Below are 20,951 nucleotides of genomic sequence, written 5' to 3'. Positions count from 1 at the left end.
GGCACAAACTACCTTGTCTGAACCGACGCAGGATGGGGCGACCTCAACGGCTCAGGGCGTCCAGCGCCCTTTGTGCCGCGATGAGGTCGACGATTGGATACTTAGTGTCAAATGTGTGGACCACCGCTTGCAGACGCGCCGCGGCCTCGTGGACACGACCTTGACGTGCCAGAAGTGGTGCCAGTTCCGTTGCGGCGCGAAGCTCGAAGAGTTTTGCTTGCTGCCGACGGGCAGTGGCAATTGCTGTTTCGAATAGGTGCACGGCACCCGTCAGGTCACCTCTGCACGCGGCGATTTGGCCACGAAGGCGAATACATTCTGCTAGGCAGCTCGCTTCGTCCGTATCGAAAACGAGGGTATCGACATTATCAAGCATCTGCGATGCCTCGTCGATTCGGCCGGCCCGCAGGAGAAGATCACAAAGTTCGCATGTTTTCTCAGGGGTATGAAATACGACGCCCTGCCCACGCCAAAGAATCATACTCTCCCGGACGTCATCGATGCCGGCATCCAGTTCACCTAAATGCGAGCGGGCATGGCCACGCCACCTAATGCCGCTGCTTCGACGCGCCGCATAGCCATGCCGATCGCAAATCTCGACGATCTTCGTAGCGTTATCGAGTAATTCCTTGTATTGGCCGAGTAGCGCGCACAATTGGCACTGCACGAGAAGATGCCACGCGAGGTCGAATGGCTTATCGAGCTGGTCAAAATCTCGCATCAGGCGCTCTTTCTCTTCGACTGCAGCATCAAAGAAACCCAATATGATCAGCGATTCGCTAAAATATGCCTGGGCAGACACACGTTGATCCGCACCGGCGAACGAAATGCGACGACTTGGGTCAACACGATCAATCAGATCTAAGGCATTCCGCAAAGCCTCCGCTGCCAGTGGTTGTTCTCCTCGGTTGGAATGAGCAATTCCCTTCGTTGCCCAAAGACCACTCAGATAGGCCGTCGGAAGGAGATCGGCACCGTTTGCGAGCTGCTCTTCGGCCAGGGTCAGGTAATCGTGATTGCGCCCAGTGGCATAAAAAAATGGAGCGAGTGAAAGCGCAACGTCACATTGCAATTCGACCGATGCCGCGTTCGCGGCGGCAAGACGTGCATCTTCAAGCGTCTTCCCAAGGCGCTCGGAACGATACCCTTCAGCCTGCATCAAGGCATTGGCCATCGCAAGGTGGAGACGTGTCATCCGTTCGGCGCCGCCGGAGACGTCGCCAAGTCGCCTGCTGCAGTCGATCGCACTGGCAAAGTGCGACACGGCTTCCCTGGTGGCAGCTCTCGCCACGGCTGCCCCTCCCGCCTTTTCCCAGTGATCGAGCGCGCCCGCCCAATCCCCAGCCTCCTGAAAGTGGTGCGCGAGGAGCTCGGGTTGCGCTTCAGTGATTTCGGTCCACTTTTCCTCCAACACATCTGCGACACGCTTATGTAGCTCCTGGCGCTTGGCGCGCAGCAGCGTGCCATAGGCTGCGTCCTGAACGAGCGCATGCTTGAAGAGGTAAGTGGCCAGTGGCCGCGTCCCGCGGCAGAACACCAGACCGGCGCTGACAAGTTGATCGAGTGCGCCATTTAGATCAGCGGCATTTCGCTGTGCGACCGCTGCCAGCAATTCGTGGGAGAACTCCCGACCGAGAACCGCGCCGACCTGTGCGAGCTCCTTAACGGATGAGCCGAGGCGATCGAGCCGCGCCATCAACGAGGCATGCAGTGTGACGGGGACGTTCAACGCCGTCGCAGCAGCTCTTGAGAGCACTGTCCTGGCGTTGCCGCTCTCCAACACCGCTTTGGTTAGCTCCTCGACGAACAGTGGCACCCCATCCGTGCGTTCAATGATCTCGGCGACAACATCGCTCGGCAGCTCTCTGTTGCCGACGACCCGTTGGACCAGCGCGGCGCCGTCGCGATGGCCCAGCCGGCTGAGGGCAAGCAGTCTGACATGTGCCTGCCCGGTCCATGGCGCTTGAAATTCCGGGCGAAAGGTAACGACCAGCAGCATCGGCAGGCGCGACATGCGCTCGATGAGAAGGTCGAGCAGCTCGCGCGAGCTGGGGTCGATCCAGTGCACGTCCTCGAAGAGCATCAGCACGGGACCTTGTCGCGCCAGGTCTTCGAGCTGCCGGAGCAACGCATCGAAGGTCTTCTCCTTCTTACGCTGGGGCGTCAGTTGGAGAGGTGGGAAGCGACCTTCGGTCGGCAACGACAGCAGCTCGGCCACCAGCGCCACGTCCTCCGGCGAGGTCCGGGCAAGCAGGGCCGCAAGCCTATCCAGCTTCCTCTCAGGTGGGTCGTTGCGCTCCAACCCGGCGGCACGTTCTAGCTGTGCAATGGTCGGGTGGAGCGCGCTGTCTTGATGGTGCGGCGAACAGAAATAGCGCAAGCGGGTGTGTGGCTCATCCTGGATCCGCTCCTGCAAGGTGACGGTAAGGCGCGACTTTCCGATGCCGGGCTCGCCTGAGAGCAGCACCACACGACCTTCACCATTTTTCGCGCGATGCCAGTGGCGCTGCAGCAGGTCGACCTCTTCCTCACGCCCGACCAGCGGCGTGGGCGTCGCCCCATGCAGCGCCTCGAAGCGGCTTTCGACATCGCTCTCACGAAAAACTTGATAGGGATGGATCGGCTCCGGAAAGCCTTTCACCTCGACCGCGCCAAGATCGCGATATTCGAAAAGATCGCCGACCAGTTGCCGCGTTTGCGGCCCGATCACGACCGTGCTGGGTTCGGCAAGAGCTTGCAGGCGGGCGGCGAGGTTCGGCGTCTCGCCCACGACGCCGCGCTCTTGCCCTTCACCGGCGGTGATCAGATCGCCAACGACGACCTGTCCAGTGCCGATGCCGATACGAACCCGCAATGGCTCAGGCTCTGGCAGTCGCCCAACGGCATTGACAAGAGCAAGGCCAGCACGCACCGCCTGCTCGGCGGCGTTCTCGTGCGCTTGCGGGTAGCCGAAATACACCAAGACTCCGTCGCCCATGTACTTGGCGACAAAGCCACCGAAGTTGGCGACCGTATCGGCGACACAGCGATGATACGCTCCGATGGTCTCACGCAGGTCCTCCGGATCCAGACGCGTCGCCAGCGCCGTCGAGCCGACGAGATCCACGAACATGACGGTAAGCTGTCGACGCTCAGCGCTTAGCTTCCGGGTGCGGCTCTGAGCCGCGATGTCATCGGTGCTCGCGTGGGAAGGGCTTGACGACGGCCCCAGCCCCACTACCGCCTTGCGGAATCTCTTGCGATGACCGAGGAGCATACCGAGCTTCTCGAGGTCGGCATCAGTCAGGTCCGGCAGGACTTCCGCGTCGATCGCGTTGTCGCGAAATGCCTGCTCGTATCGCTGGAGGCCGAGGCCTCGCAACCAAGCGGCAACGTCCACACAGCTCTCCCAAGGCTGAATTCGGGTCCCTCAGCCGCAACATTAACTCAGATGCCAGGGAAATGCTGTAGGCTCGGCGACGGTGACAGCAAAAGTCGAAACGCTCCTAGTGATCAAGCCTCCGCACCGGTGAAGGTTTTCCGATGCGGGGCTCGGCGCGAGGGTGCGTTCGGGGCCGGCCTTGGCCCGCGTCGGAAAACCTTCACCGATGCTGCCGGACCGCAATGCGCCCCCATCTCGGCCGTAGAGACCAGCTTTGCCACCGCCTGAAAGCGGACTTGCTGCACCGCGAAGAAAACTGCGTCTGTGGAGCGTCACGGGAGAGTCCTCTCTTTCTCAGATAGCCTCGGAACCGAAGCTAAGAGCGCATGAACGGCCCGCCACGGCGGCCAATCGCCATCGCCGATTATAAGCAGGCCGCCACCCGCGCCTTTCGGTTGGATGTCGAACAGGCTTGGGAGGACTGCAACCGGTTTGCCGGCCTGCAGAAATCGACCGATCAGCGACCCCGCCAAGCCGTCATCGTTGCTGCTCCAGATGGAGCCCGGCAAACCGACGCAGAAGCCACCATGAAAATCCTCGATGAAGACTTGGCCAAAGGTAAGCGTGTTTGCCAGATCATCGCGAGCATGCCGGTCGCTTCGAAACCGCGCCGCCAGTTCGCTGCCTTCCCCGCCGGGTCGTTTGGGCCGCGTCGGCCAGGGATAGCCTCCTGATACCGACGCAAGCAGCATTTCAGCGCCGGCATCCAGAAGCGCGTAGTAGACGGCAAGGAACCGAGAGAACTCAACACAACCGTCGCCGGACGCGGGACTGAGCATGACAGCAATGCGAATTGGCGCTTCCGGAAACACGTTGCTTTACTCCACCCGTGAGCCTTGTGAACCGTCAACCTGCTGCGGCAGAGGTTTGCTCGACCGGCAAACGCGCCCCGATCCATGCCAGCACATCCGACATGACCGTTGCGCGGCCAAGATCGTTCAGCAGGTCGTTAAAGTGGGAGGGATAGAACTTGAGCGTCTTGTCGGACGAGCCCACAATGTCGAAAACAGTTGGCTGCCGGCCGGCTTGGTCCCCTTGTCCGCCGCGCCGTGCAGAGTGAAGACCGGCAGCGCAATGAACTACGCCGAATATCGGCGCTTCGATGTCTGCGATTTGTCCTGCATCCGTCCACACTCCCGGTGAGTGGCGAAACCTGCCGCAATATCGTTTTCGGTAAAGCCGGGGGTATGTGTTGCGGGCAGTTCCAGTCGAAGGCCTCGACCTTGATGAGCATCACGCGCTCGACCGCCGAAGCATAGTCGGCGAATGTCAGCCTTGCCGCGAGCGCCGCATCATCTTGGGTACCGATGACATGCATTCGACCTAAGATCTTGAGACGGCGCCTGTTCGGAGAGTCGATCAGCAGCAGCGAAATACGGCTGTCCGTGGCGACGTTGCCGGTGGTAATGTAAAGCCGGTTGCCCCGGAAATCCGCGAAGCCCAGAGTCTGTTCGTCAAGGACCCTCAGGAATCCAGCCGGCCCGCCACGGAACTGCACGTAGGGCCATCCGATCTCCGAGACCGAAGCAATGTAGAAGCTGTCGCGCTCGGCGAGAAACTTGATCTCATCTGGCCCAAGCGGGCGGTTGATATCGGAACCGACTTCACGGCGTGCATAAGCGCTGCGGCTGCCCATCGTTTGCTGCACGGATTTCACTGCGTCAGTGAACCCGATTTCGGCGAATTTGTGGGCCATTCATTGCTCCCTGCGAGCCGCTAGATGGTGGGCTAGATGGCACGAGAACCCGGACGATTTGGCAGATCCGTGGGTCCAACTTCGAGATTTCCTCGAGTCCGTTCTTCTGGCGGATGGCGGCTCGCGCCTTCGAAGCCATGTTCGCGGAGGATCTCGGCAAGAACCGGAATAAAGTCCGAACCTTCTCCGACGATTACATTCCTAACTCCGACAGGCCCGGATGATCGGCCGGACGTGGTCTGGAGCGGTCCCAAAGAATTTGCGTTCTGATTCCTGAATTGGCAAATCATTGATGCAGGCAAAGCGTTTTTGCATCAGGCCGTTTTCATCGAATTCCCAATTTTCGTTGCCATAGGCGCGGAACCAGTTGCCCGAATCGTCGTGATATTCATAAGCGAAGCGAACGGCGATGCGGTTGTCGGTGAAGGCCCAAAGTTCCTTGATCAGCCGATAATCCAGTTCACGTTCCCACTTGCCGGTCAGGAAGGCGACGATAGCCTCGCGTCCCTGCACAAAAGTCGAGCGATTGCGCCAATAGCTGTCAACCGTATAGGCGAGCGACACGCGTTCGGGATTGCAGCTGTTCCAGCCATCTTCTGCACTGCGAACCTTCTGGATGGCGGTTTCGCGGGTGAATGGCGGCAGCGGCGGGCGTTGTTCAGGCATGATCTTTCTCGTTTCTCCAGTCAGTGTTCCGATTGGTAAGCGGTTGGTCACGTCGGAACGACGTAACCCTGAAATCTAGATCTGCGCGGAGCCGCCATCGACAAACAGCTCGCTTCCCGTGACGAAGCTGCTGTCGCTGGAAGCAAGGAAGAGGGCTGCGCTTGCGGTTTCGTCGGGGTCAGCGAGACGCCCTAACGGCGTTCTTGTCGACACGAACCGGATCATCTCATTGTGTGCCTCCTCGGATGGCGCGAGCTCGTGCCAACCGGCAGTAGAGGTGGCGCCGGGGACAAGTATATTGACGCGAATCCCTCGGCCGGCCAGATCAAGTATCCAACTGCGCGCGAAGTTCCGGATTGCTGCCTTACTGGCGCCGTAGACGCTGAACCCAGGCGTGCCAGTCGTCGCAGCGGTCGATCCGGTAAGGATGATTGAGCTATCGTCCCTGAGAAGCGGCAGCGCCTTCTGGACTGTGAAGAGCGTGCCTTTCACGTTGACTCCAAAGGTTCTGTCGAAATGCTCTTCCGTAATAGCGCCGAGAGCGGAAAATTCGCCGCCACCTGCGTTGGCGAATAGAATGTCGATGGCGCCGGCTTCATCCTTCACGATCTCAAAAAGGCGGTCGAGATCGGCTAGGTTCGCTATGTCACCCTGAATGCCGCGCGAATCGTTGCCAACTTCGTTGACGGCCGCATCGAGTTCCCTTTTTCGGCGGCCGGTCATGAATACACGGGCGCCTTCCGCCGCAAACCGTTTTGCCGCGGCCAAACCGATGCCACTCGTTGCACCGGTGATCACTGCGATTTTTCCGTTGAGCTTGCTCATCACGAAATCTCCTGATCCAAGTTGGCCGCGGCAGCGATGAAGAGAGACGGTATGGTCCGCGCCTGCGGCTGGCGTGCGAACCTCATCGACGGCGCTCAGGTTTCAACTGAGCAGATCCATCGAATTGCGCCTTGGAGTTCACACCCCCTCGTAGACCAGCCGGGTGAAAAAACCGGGATCGATCACGAAGTTGCCCCACTTGCCGTCGAACGCAGCGGTAGGTTTAACCGTCACGGTTTCGTCGCGCGTTCGTCCTTGCCGCTTCAGCTTCGCGACGTTCTCTCGGATCGCGACCAGCATGTCGCGAAAGTCTTGGAGCTCCGCTCGGTTGCTGACCGGATGGCCGTGACCCGGAATGACGATCGTCTTGCCGGTTGTCGCGGCGAGATTAGCGTCGGACGCAGCAATCATTCCGTCGATGCTGCCGCCCGTCGAATAGTCGATGAAAGGATAAATGCCGTTCCAATAGGTATCACCGAGATGGACGATATCTGCTTCGCCAAACGTGACGGAGATGTCGCTGTCGGTGTGCGCCGGGCCGCAACGTTTCAGTGCGATGGACGCCCGATTGAGCTGCAGATCGCGCCTGTCGGCGAACACTTCGCTTGGTAGTCCATCCGGGAGCAATGGGAGGAAGTTATAGTCCCATTCCTCGACGCGCTGGGTCTGTGAGAGATATTTACGGGTGTTTTCGTGAGCGATGATCTTCGCTCCGGCCGAGCCCAGCCATGCATTGCCGTCGGTGTGATCGAAATGCCAGTGCGTGTTGATCAAATGTGTGATCGGCTCGGGGCCGAGATGGGCGAGCACCTTCGTCATTTGACGGCGGGAAACCCCGATGCCGGCATCGACAAGCACCTTGCCGTCGGGTCCAGTGAGGACCGCGACGTGGCCGCCGGAACCTTCAAGCACGCTGATGTTGCCGCGCAATTTGTGGGTGGCTATGGGCGATACGGCGGCACTGTCCTTGATCAGGCTGACGATGCCGCGTGCCTCGGCAAATGCTTCCCGAGGTGTAAGCCAGCCGCCGGTAACAGCGCCGGCGGAAGCGGCCATGCAGCACAGGCAAAAGCCGCGACGCGAAAGTAACTGCCGGCGGGCGTACATGATTGTTTCATCCTTTGATGTTGCGTCATGTCGTGTTTGTGCGTCTTGCGGCCACCCGCTGGCGGCCGCGACGCCGCCAGCGCTCAGATCGCGCTGACGTTGGCTCAGTTGGTAGCCAGCTTGCGGTCCAGGAAGTCCCGGATAAGCGGAACCATCTCGTCCAGCTTGTCTTCGAGCGCGAAATGCCCGGTGTCCAGCAAATGAAGCTCGGCTCCTGGCAAATCACGAAGATATGGGCCGGCGCCATCGGCGGGGAAGATTTTGTCGTTCTTGCCCCATACGATCAGCATCGGCGGCTTGCGCTCGCGGAAAAATGCCTGGAATTTCGGGTAGAGTGGAACGTTGCTGCCATAGTCGTGGAAGAGATCGAGCTGAATGTCCTTGTTGCCGGGACGGTCGAGCAGCACCTGATCATGTCCCCAATTGTCCGGGTCGATCCGGGAAACGTCGGCTACGCCGTCCGTGTATTGGAATTTCGTGATGGCAGGCGTGACAAGGAAACTCAGCGCCTTCCGATGCGCGGCCGAACCGTCCGCCCAATAGGCCTTGATCGGATCCCAGAATTCCTTCAGGCCCTCCTCGTAAGCGTTGCCGTTTTGCACGATCAAGGCGGTTACCCGTTCCGGATGTTTGAGCGCGAGCCGGTATCCGACCGGAGCGCCGTAGTCCATGACGTACATCGCGTAGTTGTTCGCGCCGAGTCGCCCCAGCAAGCCATCCACCAGATCGGCGTAGTGAGCGAAGGTGTACGCGAATTTGGTGTGATCAGGTGCCGCGCTCTCGCCAAATCCCGGGTAGTCGGGCGCGATCACGTGATAGCGGTCGGCAAGCGCCGGGATCAGATTGCGGAACATGTGTGAAGAGGTCGGGAAGCCGTGAAGCAGAAGCACAACCGGCGCGTTAGCCGGCCCTGCCTCACGATAGAAAACGTCGACGCCACTGATCTTGACGGTGTGGTAATGGGTGGTCGAGTCCACGGTCTCAGCGGCGGCGCTTACAGGGGCATTGACCATCATCGGCATTGGGCTCGAGGAAAGCAGTGCAGCAGCGAACACCAGCGCGGTGCGGCGGGTATTGAAGGTGAACATTTGATCTCCTTTGTCCGGCGGCTGCCGGGATTGTTGAGGAAAGGCGCTACGCGGGCACGCGGTGCCCGCGTAGCGCAGTCAACGGCCTGTGGGGGAGGATGCGGGGAGTCAGCCGTTTTGCGTATGAAGGCGAGGAGCTCCGCGTTCACCTCGTCTTTGTGTGTGGTGCATAAACCGTGCGGTGCACCTTTGATCACCTGTCAGCTTCGCCGACAGCAGCGCCGAATCCGCGATCGGAACGATCTGATCGTCGTCCCCGTGACAGGACGAGCGTCGGTAGGTCGACGTGCTTGTTAAATTCACGGCAAGTCTCCGCTTTCGCTGCCAGCTAACCTTTGATGAAGGCGAGCAGGTCGGGGTTTACGATCTCGGGATGCGTAGCGCAGAGTCCGTGCGGCAGACCCTCATAGGTCTTCAGCGTGCCACGCTTGAGCAGCTTGACGGAAAGCGGCGCGGAATCCGCGTAAGGAACGACCTGGTCGTCATCGCCGTGCATGACCAGCACCGGAACGTCGATCTCCTTGAGATCCTCGGTGAAGTCTGTCTCGGAGAAGGCCTTGATGCAGTCGTAGTGCGCCTTCGCGCCGCCCATCATGCCCTGCCGCCACCAGTTCTCGATGAGACCCTGCGAAATCTTCGCGCCTGGCCGGTTGAAGCCGTAGAAGGGGCCGGAAGGAACGTCGATGTAGAATTGAGCGCGGTTCGCGACAAGCGCTGCTCTGAATCCGTCGAACACTTCGATCGGCAGGCCGCCTGGATTCTTGTCCGATTTCACCATGATTGGCGGCACCGCCCCGATGAGCACCGCCTTGGCAACCCGCCCCGGTTCGGCGCGCGCCACATAGTGCGCGACCTCGCCGCCGCCGGTCGAATGACCGATGTGGACGGCTTCCTTGAGGTCCAGCGCCTCGGCCAGCTCCGCGACATCGGCGGCATAGGTGTCCATCTCGTTTCCCGTGGCGGTCTGGGTCGAGCGGCCGTGGCCCCGGCGATCATGCGCAATGACACGGTAGCCATTTTCCAGGAAGAACAGCATCTGATTGTCCCAGTCGTCGGCGCTGAGCGGCCAGCCGTGATGGAAGACGATCGGCTGGCCCGCCCCCCAATCCTTGTAGAAGATCTCGGTGCCGTCCTTGGTGGTGATGAAGCCCATGGTCTGTTTTCCTTTTCTGGTTTGGGTGGCAGCTTCCACTGAGAGCGCCTGGGTTGGGTTCGCCGGCAGTAGCGTCGCTGCGGCGCTGGCCATGCCTGCCGCAAGCACGTCGCGACGGGTGAAAGAAGTGGAGAATAGGAAGGCGCTCATGGCCGCGTCTCATCGCCCAAGAAGCGGATGACCTCCTCGCGGAACTCACGCGGGTAGGCGATGCCGCCAACATCGAGCGTCTGCGTCTCTACGCAAGCGGCACCGCATGCCGCTGCCTGATTTTGCTGAACCGGAGTTGTTGGCGTGGCCAGCACGGCAGTTGTCAGAACAGAGAGCAGTGCGGTGCGGGTCACGTCAGCCACGACCGTTCGACGAAAGGAGGTAATGCGGGTTGAGTTCATCGCTCTGTTCCTGGGCATAGTGTGTGCTTCGTTCGGTGCCGAAACAGTCGCGCAGGAGAGCGGTGTAAACCAGTAAATCGATGCTAAACGGTGCTAACGTGCCTGTTTAGCGCGGCAAGACTGTCGGCTGAACGTCGCTCCAGAATTGTGGCTCCCTGATCACGGGCAATCGTCATCGCGCGCTCAAAGAGCGCCCGGGCGTCGGGCCGGCGCGAGGATTGCCCGGCCAAGATCGTGCCCTTCTGGCGAATCAGCTCAGCGCAATACCAAGCCTCGCCGCTAACTTGACATCGCGACAGTGCGCCATCCAGCAAAGCCATGGCTTCCGGTTCACGGCCAAGCCTCGTTAACCCGGAGGCGAGGATTGACTGGAAGACCGTTTGATAGAGATAGAATCCCGCGCGATCCAACCGGTCGAGAGCTTCGCGAACGAGGGTGACGCCTGTCGCCGCCTCGCCACTCCGGATCAGGATGTCGCCCTCGAAGCACTCCGCATAGGCATGCCAGACATCGAGCGCATGATCTCTCGTGCGTCGATGCAGCATTTCGGTGTAGCGTTCGGCGCGTGCCAGATCACCCGCCATCAGCGACACCGGACAGGCCGCGTCCGAAAGCGCGTGGCAAAGCGTGAGATTGTGGCCTGCGGCAATCGCTGTTTCGATAAGGTCGTCTATCTCGCGCAGAGCTTCGTCTGTCTTGCCGCGAAGCCACAGCACACGCGCGAACGTAATGCGAGCGGTAATGCGCTGTTCATATTGAAAGCGCGCAAGGTGTGCTCTGTTAGCCGGCGCTTTATAGGCGGCCAACATGCGCCGCACATGGTCCTCCGCACCGGCCTGGTCGCCAAGCAGGTGCAGCGACCTGGCCTTCATCCTCTCGCCAATAAGCCGATCGGCGTCGTCGGTCGACCGCTCCGACAGTATGCGAAAGGCTTCGGCCATCTCGAGCCCGGCGCGGGGTTCGCCGCTGTTGGTTCGATCCACCCAGAGTGCCCAGAGGGCACGCAACTGGAAATCCACGTCGTCAACGTTGCGGGCGATCTCGAGCGCGCGCGTCCACGCCTCAGCGCCGCTGGGTCGGCCCGAAATCGCGCGCATATGCGGAAAACCCAATGCCGCATGCAGCTGCATCAGACTCCGTTTGTCCGCTTCCGGCTGCTTTTCAAGCCAGTCCAGCGCTTGCTGGACACGCGACAGGCATTCGTCGACGAGCGACAGCTGATACCACAATGGGATCGCCGCGATTGTCATCGCAACGCCCATCGCGCTCTCGCCTGCTGGCGAAAAGCACCAGTCGAGGGCCGCGCGCAGATTGCCGATGTCGCGGCTGTAGATTTCCGGGGATACCGGCTCCTGCGCGACCTGCCACTGTCGCGCGGCATCGTCGAAATGCGTGCGGTAGTGGGTCGCATGCCTGTATGACGCCTCGTTCTCGAAGCCGGATGCCGAAAGCTTCTTCGCCGCATAGGCGCGCGTCATGTCGAGCAGGCGGTAGCGGATGGGATGCGCGCTGCGGTCGGCGACCACCAGCGATTTCGCGATGAGGTCAACGATACTGCCTTCCACATCGACCGCCCCTTCGCCCGATACAACGGCGCGCGCCGCTTCGAGCGTGAATTCCTGGTTGAACAGCGATAGCTGGGCAAGGACGAACTGTTGTGTCGACGAGAGCAGCGTATAGCTCCAGTCCAACGTCGCGCGCAGCGTCTGGTGGCGTGGAAGCGCCGTGCGACGTCCCCGGGTCAGGATGTCGAAATTGTTCCGCAACGATTCCGCGACGCCTGCAATGCCCAAGGTGTCCACACGCCCGGCGGCCAGCTCGATGGCAAGCACGATGCCGTCGAGCCGGCGGCAAATCTCGCCCACGATCGGCGCTTCGGCGTTGCTTAGGAAATAGCCGCCGACGCTGGCTGAAACGCGTTCGACGAAAAGCTGGACTGCCGGAAAACGCAGCGCAGTAGGGCCGTCGAGCGCTTCGTTGGCGCCTGGACAGTCCAGGGGTAGCAGGCGAAGAACCCATTCGGCTGGGATACGAAGCGGTTCCCTGCTGGTCGCAAGGATGGTCAACTGCTGCGTCTCGGCGATCAGGGTTTCCGCGACGACCGCCACCTCGTCGATCAGATGTTCGCAACAATCCAGGATGAGCAGCATCGAGCGGTGGTTGAGCTGTCTGGCAAGCTCGGCAAGAGGATCAGACGACGAGAGCACACAGCCTACCTTGGCGGCAATCGACCCGGTGAGCAGTTCTCCGTTCGAAATCCCAGCGAGATCCACAAATGCGGTCCCGCCCGGATACTGGTCTTTGAGACGGTCCGCAAGCGCGATTGCCACCGTCGTCTTTCCTATACCACCTGGTCCTACGACCGTAAGCAGCCTTTGCTCCGGCATCTGTCGCTCCAGCAGATCAATAACCGCCTCCCTGCCGATAACTCGGTTCGCAAGACGGGGCACCGACGGCTTGCCGCCAAAGGCCGGCTGCCCCTCTAGACTGACAGGGGCCGCCTTATGAGAGACCGCGGCCACAAAGCTGTAGCCCCGGCCGGGGATGTTGGAGATGTATTGCGGAGCGTCGCTGCTTTCGCCGAGAATCCTGCGGAGCGATGCGATGTGAACGCGCAGGTTGTTTTCTTCGACGAACGTGTTCCGCCAGACCAGCGAGACGAATTCATCCTTAGAGATGATTTCGCCGGGCCGCGACGCCAGGACGATGAGGATGTCCAGCGCACGGCTGCCGATCTTCAATCTTTGATCGCCCTGCAGTAGCATGCGCTCGGCGGGCACCAGTGTAAACGACCCGAAGGAGAGTGCGACGCTCGTCTTCAACTCAAAACTCAGATTGATGCCCGGATTATTTAGAATTCCATAATGCATAACGCGAGGAAACAGGCCAGCCTGTCGGACGCGCCCCTTCGTTGAACTCCCGTCCGCGCGATTTAGAGCGATCGCTCAAAGCGGGGATGACGCTCGGAATGTCCGGTTGGAATCAGGAACGCTGGTTGCGGTGAAGGGTCGGTTATCGAGCAGCGAAATGGGCTGATGAAGGGCGGCTCAGCGGTCAGGTCACGACACATATTGACACTGGATCGAGTCAGCATTTCCGATCCCGCCGGAAGTTAGCTTTCGGGACGTTAGAAAGCGACCGGACTGAACGTCCGCTCTTGAAGATCGGCAGCTGAGAGCTGTCAGTGCGCTCCCGGCCCAGACCCTGACAGGCCATACGCGTTCCTCCTGGGGCCAATCATGGCCGAAGGAGAAACGAAATGGGACATTCACACTACGACCGCGTTGCCACCAATCACTGCGCTTGGAATGCGGGCATGAAGGTTGGCACGAAACGCCCTCTTAAGCCTCGGCAGATATGGGCGATCCGTTTCTTCCTTGATCGGGAGCAGCGCCTGCGCGATCGAGCGCTCTTCGATCTGGCGATCGACAGCAAGCTTCGGGGCTGCGATCTCGTTAAGATCAAGATCGGCACTCTTGTAATCGGCCCGGAAATCCGCAGCCGCGCGATGGTCGTGCAACAGAAAACTGGGCGGCCAGTGCAGTTCGAGTTGATGGGTGACGCTCGCGCGAGCCTTCTCGTGTGGCTGGAACGACGCGGCGGGACCGTTGATGACTATGCATTTCCGAGCAAGATCGACCGCGCAGCTCACCTGAGCACGAGACAGTATGCCCGTCTCGTCGACGAATGGGTCGCGGCGATCGGGCTTAGACCTAGGAATACGGCACGCATTCTCTGCGACGCACCAAGGCGTCCATCATCTACAAGGCGACGGGAAATCTTCGAGCCATCCAGATCCTGCTTGGCCACACCAAGATCGAGAACACGGTCCGTTATCTCGGTGTCGACGTCGAGGATGCCCTTGAACTTGCCGAGGCAACGGAGGTCTGACCAACAGCGGCTCCACTTCCCGATTGGAGCCGCGAATGCTTTGCGCCGCTAATCGGACGTTCAGGAGTTTGTTTGCGTGCTCCCAAAAGCAGCCGGTAGTCTAGAGTTCTGACGGTTAGCAGAAGCTCATCCGAGGCCGATACGCTCGCGCCGGTTCCTGGATAGGCGCATATCACGGCGCGGTCACATGAACAGGCGATACGGATAGACATTTCGCGGCAGGTCAGGGACGTTCGCTATCGTGCGGGCCAGTTTCTGCGAATAGCGAATGCTTACCGGCACAGGGTCGTAGAGCGCGTCGTTGTTCCAATCCATCTTCGTAAGGGCCAACGCCTCGTGGGCTATGAGTTCAAGCGGCCCACTCCCGGCATGACGGATCAGCTGCAGTGGCCGGGGAATGCTCTTCTTGCCCTGATAGTAGTCGCCCTTGGTCGAAACATCGGGAGCATTTCCCGCCACCCATACCAAGGCGGAATTGCCCGTGCGGACCACCATTGTCCCGCGCGGCACGGGAAATCCCGACGGCTTTGACGGAGGCTTCTCCGCGCCCGACTTGATCAGCCAGACGCCGCGCCAGCACGATGCCGAACTGACCTCGATACACTCTACTTCCGCCACACCGGCGAGCGCGTCGAATGCGCCTTCGATCTCGCCTTCCTTGAACGCGGTCGTCTTATGAATAACCATGCGTCTTGGCAGGTTGCCGCCGTTGCGCCCTTGATAGAGCTCCAGGCTGCGGGCGAGGACGGCGCGCATGTCGTCGCGGCTGAGAAAGGGGTTTCTGCGGGCTTCGGTGACGTCGGCCACCGGGTCCCGCGCCTCGAACGCAACGAACTGCATGCCGCCGCCGTCCATGTCGAAGACCTGCGAACAGCACGTCACATAATGTGCGTCTTGCTGATCGCCGCGTAGGGCATAGGCCAACCCGATGTAGGCGGTGTCGGCCGGTACGCCTTTTAGCGGCGCCAGCTTCCACGGCGTGCCCGCAGCCTTAACGTACAATGCGGTCGAAAGACGCCACGCCAGCGATGCCTTGTAGCTGAAGGTGAAGACGCGGTCGTTCAGGACCTGAGTCGGAATATTATACTTGGCGCCTAAGGCCTTCAGCACGTCGTGTGCGTCAAAGAATTTTCCGCGTGTCGCCGTGTCCCAGCTGTCGGGAAAGTGGACCAGCACAACTTCGAACTCATTGCGAACGGCGTCGAGGCGGCGGAGCGCGGCATCCATGGCAAGGTAGAGGCGATGCTGTGCGTCGCCGTCGCCCGGCAACTGGTCTAGGCGTTCAGGCCACTTGATGTGCGCGCTTGCGGGCGCGGCCTCAAGAGCCACGCGGAACAGGCGCTCGAAACCTGGATATTCCGGCACATATTCCGTTCGGTCAGTAGCCCGATGCACGTCGCGCAAAAGCTTCATTAGGTCGCCGCGACGATGGAAAGCACCCCCCGGGCCGACTGTTGCGATGCGCACACGAGAGGTATAGCCGCTGAAGGAGCCCTTCGAATATGGCCCATAATTCACGAGTCCCCGCAGCGGGTGGACATCGACTTGAGTGGGTTCGGATGGCGAAAAGGACAGATCCGGCTCGTCCAACAGCGTGAATGGCGGCAGCTCGGTCAGGGCTGAGTTCGCCATCATTTGCTCCTGTCGAAGTAGGTGTGGTGGTGCGACGGCCGGCTGTACCCTGTAATCGGTGACACCTTGAACACGGCATCAATGCCCGTGCCGTCTTCGAGCCCGAAGGCGCTTCGCGCCGTCCCTCCTGTTTCGGTAAGAAGCTGCGCCCAGGCTCCAATAATGCTGGCCCAGCTCTTGTTAAAGCGCGGAGCCCAGCGTTCGCGACGCCAGTCTCCGGCGGGATCACCCCGGAGTTCGACCTGTATACCTACTTCAGCCGGGGCCTGGTTGGCGGAGAAATCCTCGGAGCCAACCGATTGGGGAGTGTCCTGACGGGGTAGCTGGACGAACGTGTAGGGCTCGAAGCCGCACCACCACCTGCCGTCCACCTGTTCCAGTTTGAGGTGGACACCCTCCCGAAAGGGGAAACCAAGCCCGGGCACTGCGCCGACGAGATTAGTGCCGTACGCGTCGCGCAACCGCGATAGGGTTTGTTGCTGGCGCCGCGTTCGCTCAGGATCGTCGCCGTCGCGCGGTGTGGCGACGACGAGCGAATGACCTGAACGCCTGTAGCGCGGGATTAGCGGGCGCTGTCGGGCCAGAGATCGCACGAGTGTGTCGTACAGCAAGCCCATGGCCCAGCTATCGGCGGCCGGATCGAGGTCGATCGTTCCAGCGAGCGATGGGCCGAGCGGAGCCAAGGCGTCCACGAGCTCCTGATCCCGCCCAAACACCGCCAACTCCCTCCCCAACGCGGCCGCCGTCGCTCGATAACCTTTCGCCTTGAAGATTTCTCGCACCTCTGCCGACGTGGTTACGCGGGTCAGCATGATGCGCCTCGCCGCCGTCGGCATCGATTGGAGCAGAATTGCCGAATAGCGCAGTACCGGGAATGCCCGGGCCTTGGCATTCGGAATCTGGACGGGTACGAGGCGCGGCGTAGGTCGCCCTTCCATCACGTGATCGTAGAGCGCCTGCGGCAGATCCGTTATCTTGACAATCTCGGCGACCAGCTCGTCGAACGTCGTGCATTCGATAACCGAAACGTCGACCCCTGCCGTCTGCGCGCGATCCAGAAATTCGGTGACGGCTGGGAGCAGGCGGCTCGCTGATGAGGCAACCCAATAGAGTCCGTTCGGGAACGGAGAGGGTGCAGCCAGGACGTCGTTCAGCGCCTCTAGGATCGAGGTGTCGCGCCCGCTGTAACCGACGAACAGCATTCCGAACCGCTTTCCAGCCTCCACCAGCACGTGTCGCATGCGGGCGTCCTGCTGCTCCAGCTCTGATCCGGTGTTCTTGATCGCGATCGACTGGTAGTCCCCATGAAGTTTCGCGATTAGCGGCCAGTCGGATTCGTCGAGGCAACGCGTCGCACGGTCGGCAGAATCGATCGCCGCCACAGTGGGCCGTCTCTGGTCGGCGGTCGGCAGGATTGCGTTCGCGGTGAGTGCCGCGTCTTCCGCAAGCGGGTCAAAATTGGTCGTGAAGATGCAGTCGGTCTTGCCCGCCGCCATCAGGCTGGCAAGCACCTTGTGCCCGAAGCATGGCACACCCTTAGCGATCGCATCCGCAATATACTGTCGACGGTGGCGAGGCTGGGGATAGACCGCCTCGAAAGCGGCGGCATATTCCATGGGATCTCCGTCCGGCGGCAGCCGCGACGTCCGGCGAAAGAAATTATCGATCCGCTCAATCCAGATGGGGTCGGCCGTATCGATTTCCCGTTTTGAAAGGTTTGTCTCGCGACAGAAGATTCGGGCCTTGAAGTCACGGATCATCGCATAGCCGGTAGGAATCCCGGATGCCGCCGACGCGCCGGCGCCGAGAAACCATGCCACCGTATTCGGTCGTAGGGCGAAGGCTGTCGCGAACTGAGCGAGGGACATGGTTGGGACAGAACTGATTGGGTGCTCCTTCGACGGTGTGGGAGTTATGCTACTCGATTTGACAGGAGTTTGGCAGCCGCCGCCAAGATCAGTCGGCGATTAGATTGCTGTTAATTGCTACTTTGCGCCCAGCAACGGACAGTCTGGAAACGGCCCCAGCTCTGCCTGCGGTCGGTGCAGACGGGATAACCGATCCGACCCTCTTCTTATAGTCCTCAATCACCTCGACAACAGCGTTCAGCACCGGTTCAAATCCGCCGAAGTTGATGGTGGCCTTGTTCACGGCCACCACCTTGCTCGCGAAAGTCTTTTTGGAGATGTGAGTCGCCCCGTCCGTTTCTTTCAGCTTTATATCGAATTTCTTACCCTCGTAGGGCTTGTCCAGCAGGGCTTGTTCGAAGAGTTTCTCAATGGGGGTATCGGCCCCTCCAATCTTCGGAATGGGTATCACGTAGAGGTTGGACTCCAAGAAGTACCAACTGTCCGATCCATCGACCTTCTTTTTCGTGACGTGCTGTACGTGCTTAGATAGGTCTTTCGAGCCTTCGTCCGAATCGACCACCATGATGACAGGATGTTTGCCGCCACTCTTGAAGCCCTTAATGCGGGCCGAATACATCCTTGCCAGTTTAGTAAGATCGCCGCAGCCTCCGCCCAACTGCTGAACAGCAGCCGAGCTACGGGTGTATTTGAAGAGTTTGATTTTCAGTTCGCCCGCTGGACTGGTGAGGGCTGGATACTTGGCTGCGAGATTGTGAAGCGCGGACTTGATGTAGATATTGTCCGTGACGCCTTCACAGAGAACGACAGGTCGTTCAGCGCCGTATAGGTCGGCATAATTCAGGAAGCGCTCAAAGAGCTTGAAACTCGCCCACACCTTCTGTGGAGGCGCCTTGGTCTGCTCGTCCTTTTCGTCGGGAACCTGACGTACCTTCGGTCCTCGCCCGCGGACTTGGTGGATAAAGGCCAGTCGTCCACGGAGCTTGGCAAGCGAGAAAGGCCGTTTGGTCCCATTGACCTTCACGTGGCATGAGCCGTCCATAAACAGGTGATGGCACATAGCCGCGACGGTCGCATAATAGTCCGAAGCGATGTTGACCTTCTGGTTGACGACAACCCCGGTCACATCCTGCCGCGAGTAATAGTACTGCATACGCGTTTTGGCGTGATTTAGCTCGAATCCGGCCCGAGCTATCATCTTCACAAGCTTGGGGCCGGCCTCCCAGAGGTTGATGCTGCCATTCACACGGCGTCCGATTGCTGACGGGAAGAGCTGTTCGCTGGTCGAGAACGTAATGTCGTCCGCATAGCGCGTGTAGGTGCAGTGGTTTTGCCTCGCCAGCTCATTAAGGCGAATGTCCATGACGCTGGCGATCAAATTGGAGATGACAGGCGAGCACGGGCTCCCCTGGGGCAGCTGGTTGTCGAAAGATGCAATCTGCGTTAGGACGGCCGCGACCTTGCGCTTGAGCGCAAAGTCCTTGTGCTTAGTGAAAAAGCCGAAGACCCGCCCAAAATTGATCGCTGGAAAGAAGTCCTTGAGATCGACGTTAAAGACGTATCGCTGATCCCGGTGATTTTCGCCGTTGGTGATGATGGAGAGCTTTTTCTTGAATCCATGGGCGAGAATGCAATTGCGTTTCTTGACCCGGCTCGCCTCTAGCTCCTGTTCGATCAGCAGCAAATCCTTAGCAAGACGCTTTTGAACAGCCTTCAAGGTCTTGTGCGGGGCACGAATGATCCGGTCGCCGCCCGATTTTTTGGGGACGGTAAACTCATCGTATTTGGAAGCATCGCTGAGTTTATACAGGGCATAGGAGATGTGCGCCGGTTTGAGGTCGAGAATTCGCGCAACATCGGTCAGAGTGTCCGCTTTTTTGTACTGCTCCAGTTTAAGCGAAACGATTGTCATGGGAGGGGCGGCTTGCGGATACTCCTATGCGATGTAGCATAATTGACCATAACGTATCGCCCTCGTCGCATTCTCCGGGAAGCACTAGAGCCGTCTTGCTTTCACCTGTGAGGAACCCCCACAGAAAAATCTATCCGCAAGCCGTCGTTCAAAGATCAGATCGGAAATGGTGACGCAAGGGGGTGCGACCGTAGTCCACAAGTAGTTAAGAATCTCCGGCGAGAACACGACTGTGAGGCACGGCTAAAGCATCGAAAGCGCTATTTCTTAGTAGCTCGGAGAACAGTCGGAATGCGGCGGTAAGCCGACAGCAAGTGTGGCTCATCTCAGCGTCAGCTTCTTGGGCAAAGGCAATGTCTGCCTAGCGACCAAATTGCCGTGGACTTCTGTTGCCGAAACTTTGACTTTTGCGTCTGCTTTCGGAAAACCACAAACAGGCTAGCGGCGCCCGAGACGGGGGTCGAAAAGGTAACAAGGCAAATTTTGCCTTAGAGGGGGACCAGAATGGCAGCTTACCGCCGAGCGCTCCCCAGAACCGGACCGTCGGGACTCGGCCCCCTTCCGGTCATTCACAAGCCGGCCGATAGCCGAAGTGAGCCAGTGCTGTTTACGTCGAAAACACATAGGCCGCCGCTACATGTTCGCCTTTTGTGCTTCGAAAGTCGCATAATTGGCAAACTGAAACCGGGTGCCAATCTCATCTTCGGCTGAGGTGATAAGGCTGGAGAATGAGCGACAAGCCGCCGCGCGTCCGGCGCGTTACCCTTCCGGAGATGGCTCTTGAAAATACTTTCCAGGAGAGGCACCGAAGGCCGCGCGAAACACCGCGATGAAGGCGATGTCGCCGACGCTTCGGCCGGCGGCGAGCCACTCCACCGCTTTGAGGAGTTTCGCCTGCTGCCGCCAGGCGCGAAAACTCATGCCAGTCTCCGACTGGAAGTGACGCTGGAGGCTGCGCGGGGACATGGCGGCGCATGACGCAATCTCATCGAGCGGCCAGTCTGCACCCGGGTCGTTCCGGATGTCTTCGGCGAGGGAAGAGACAACGGCGCGACCGGGCTCGCCCGGAGCTGGTCGAGAATGACAGCGACCAGTCGTTCGGCGCGGGCGCTGCCGGCCTCCGCACGGGTACTTCGAGAAACGCCAGGATGAGTTCGCGCAGCAGCGGCGTCGTCCCGATCACGGAGGCATCCGAGGGGGCGTTGGTGCATCGGTCCGGACTTGAGCGGATGTCGATCTTTGAAGCGGCAGACTATGCCGTGGCCGCCTTGCGGCGGGCGGATTTCGGGCGTGCGCAGGC

12 protein-coding genes and 3 pseudogenes are annotated in these 20,951 nt (G+C 60.1%); 1 reads left to right on the top strand and 14 read right to left on the bottom strand.

What is annotated here, in order from left to right:
* Window positions 1–43 precede the first annotated feature (43 nt).
* From NKH71_RS29410 to NKH71_RS29360, 10 genes and pseudogenes are all read right to left on the bottom strand, one after another.
* Window positions 44–3,379, bottom strand: a complete 3,336-nt coding sequence (locus tag NKH71_RS29410; protein ID WP_352895695.1) for an AAA family ATPase — start codon at window positions 3,377–3,379, stop codon at window positions 44–46.
* 314 nt (window positions 3,380–3,693) lie between these two features.
* On the bottom strand, window positions 3,694–4,233 hold the full coding sequence (locus tag NKH71_RS29405) for a transporter (RefSeq protein WP_352895694.1): 540 nt from the start codon (window positions 4,231–4,233) through the stop codon (window positions 3,694–3,696).
* A gap of 137 nt (window positions 4,234–4,370) precedes the next feature.
* Window positions 4,371–5,117, bottom strand: coding sequence for a pyridoxamine 5'-phosphate oxidase family protein (locus NKH71_RS29400; protein WP_352895692.1), 747 nt, complete (start codon window positions 5,115–5,117; stop codon window positions 4,371–4,373).
* A 193-nt stretch (window positions 5,118–5,310) separates the two neighbouring features.
* Window positions 5,311–5,783 (bottom strand): annotated as a pseudogene (locus NKH71_RS29395) (nuclear transport factor 2 family protein).
* Between the two features lie 75 nt (window positions 5,784–5,858).
* Entirely contained in the window at window positions 5,859–6,608 is a 750-nt protein-coding gene (locus NKH71_RS29390; protein WP_502900428.1) for an SDR family NAD(P)-dependent oxidoreductase, read from the bottom strand.
* A gap of 138 nt (window positions 6,609–6,746) precedes the next feature.
* Window positions 6,747–7,715: an MBL fold metallo-hydrolase gene (locus NKH71_RS29385; protein WP_352895688.1), complete on the bottom strand. Its 969-nt coding sequence runs from the start codon at window positions 7,713–7,715 to the stop codon at window positions 6,747–6,749.
* 104 nt (window positions 7,716–7,819) lie between these two features.
* Window positions 7,820–8,737: an alpha/beta fold hydrolase gene (locus NKH71_RS29380; protein ID WP_502900429.1), complete on the bottom strand. Its 918-nt coding sequence runs from the start codon at window positions 8,735–8,737 to the stop codon at window positions 7,820–7,822.
* 394 nt (window positions 8,738–9,131) lie between these two features.
* A complete protein-coding gene (locus NKH71_RS29370; RefSeq protein ID WP_352618184.1) occupies window positions 9,132–9,956 on the bottom strand; it encodes an alpha/beta fold hydrolase in 825 nt (274 codons plus the stop codon).
* A 146-nt stretch (window positions 9,957–10,102) separates the two neighbouring features.
* On the bottom strand, window positions 10,103–10,348 hold the full coding sequence (locus NKH71_RS29365) for a hypothetical protein (RefSeq protein WP_352895686.1): 246 nt from the start codon (window positions 10,346–10,348) through the stop codon (window positions 10,103–10,105).
* A gap of 83 nt (window positions 10,349–10,431) precedes the next feature.
* On the bottom strand, window positions 10,432–13,170 hold the full coding sequence (locus NKH71_RS29360; RefSeq protein ID WP_352895684.1) for an ATP-binding protein: 2,739 nt from the start codon (window positions 13,168–13,170) through the stop codon (window positions 10,432–10,434).
* 437 nt (window positions 13,171–13,607) lie between these two features.
* Here NKH71_RS29360 and NKH71_RS29355 point away from each other — a divergent pair.
* Window positions 13,608–14,239 (top strand): annotated as a pseudogene (locus NKH71_RS29355) (tyrosine-type recombinase/integrase).
* Between the two features lie 183 nt (window positions 14,240–14,422).
* On the opposite strand, the gene NKH71_RS29350 reads toward NKH71_RS29355, so the two are convergent.
* The 4 genes and pseudogenes from NKH71_RS29350 to NKH71_RS29335 all read right to left on the bottom strand — a co-directional run.
* Window positions 14,423–15,871 (bottom strand): argonaute/piwi family protein, encoded by a 1,449-nt coding sequence (locus tag NKH71_RS29350; protein WP_352895683.1) that lies wholly within the window; start codon window positions 15,869–15,871, stop codon window positions 14,423–14,425.
* Complete coding sequence (locus tag NKH71_RS29345; RefSeq protein ID WP_352895681.1) at window positions 15,871–17,691, bottom strand: SIR2 family protein; 1,821 nt, start codon at window positions 17,689–17,691, stop codon at window positions 15,871–15,873. Before NKH71_RS29345 ends, NKH71_RS29350 begins: the two co-directional genes overlap by 1 nt.
* Window positions 17,692–17,827: 136 nt before the next feature.
* Entirely contained in the window at window positions 17,828–19,651 is a 1,824-nt protein-coding gene (locus tag NKH71_RS29340; RefSeq protein ID WP_352895679.1) for a retron Ec67 family RNA-directed DNA polymerase/endonuclease, read from the bottom strand.
* Window positions 19,652–20,410: 759 nt separating this feature from the next.
* A pseudogene (locus tag NKH71_RS29335) lies at window positions 20,411–20,843 on the bottom strand (helix-turn-helix transcriptional regulator); the annotation flags it as partial.
* Window positions 20,844–20,951: the final 108 nt, after the last annotated feature.

The organism is Mesorhizobium sp. M0983 (assembly GCF_040318975.1).
GTDB lineage: Bacteria > Pseudomonadota > Alphaproteobacteria > Rhizobiales > Rhizobiaceae > Mesorhizobium.
The sequence above is the reverse complement of the archived record's forward strand: the minus strand, read 5'-3'. Positions and strand labels throughout refer to the sequence as shown.

Coding starts and splice junctions, on each gene's coding strand:
- NKH71_RS29400 (WP_352895692.1), bottom strand. CDS start 5,117: ATGGCCCACAAATTCGCCGAAATCGGGTTCACTGACGCAGTGAAATCC.
- NKH71_RS29390 (WP_502900428.1), bottom strand. CDS start 6,608: ATGAGCAAGCTCAACGGAAAAATCGCAGTGATCACCGGTGCAACGAGT.
- NKH71_RS29385 (WP_352895688.1), bottom strand. CDS start 7,715: ATGTACGCCCGCCGGCAGTTACTTTCGCGTCGCGGCTTTTGCCTGTGC.
- NKH71_RS29380 (WP_502900429.1), bottom strand. CDS start 8,737: ATGCCGATGATGGTCAATGCCCCTGTAAGCGCCGCCGCTGAGACCGTG.
- NKH71_RS29370 (WP_352618184.1), bottom strand. CDS start 9,956: ATGGGCTTCATCACCACCAAGGACGGCACCGAGATCTTCTACAAGGAT.
- NKH71_RS29365 (WP_352895686.1), bottom strand. CDS start 10,348: ATGAACTCAACCCGCATTACCTCCTTTCGTCGAACGGTCGTGGCTGAC.
- NKH71_RS29350 (WP_352895683.1), bottom strand. CDS start 15,871: ATGGCGAACTCAGCCCTGACCGAGCTGCCGCCATTCACGCTGTTGGAC.
- NKH71_RS29340 (WP_352895679.1), bottom strand. CDS start 19,651: ATGACAATCGTTTCGCTTAAACTGGAGCAGTACAAAAAAGCGGACACT.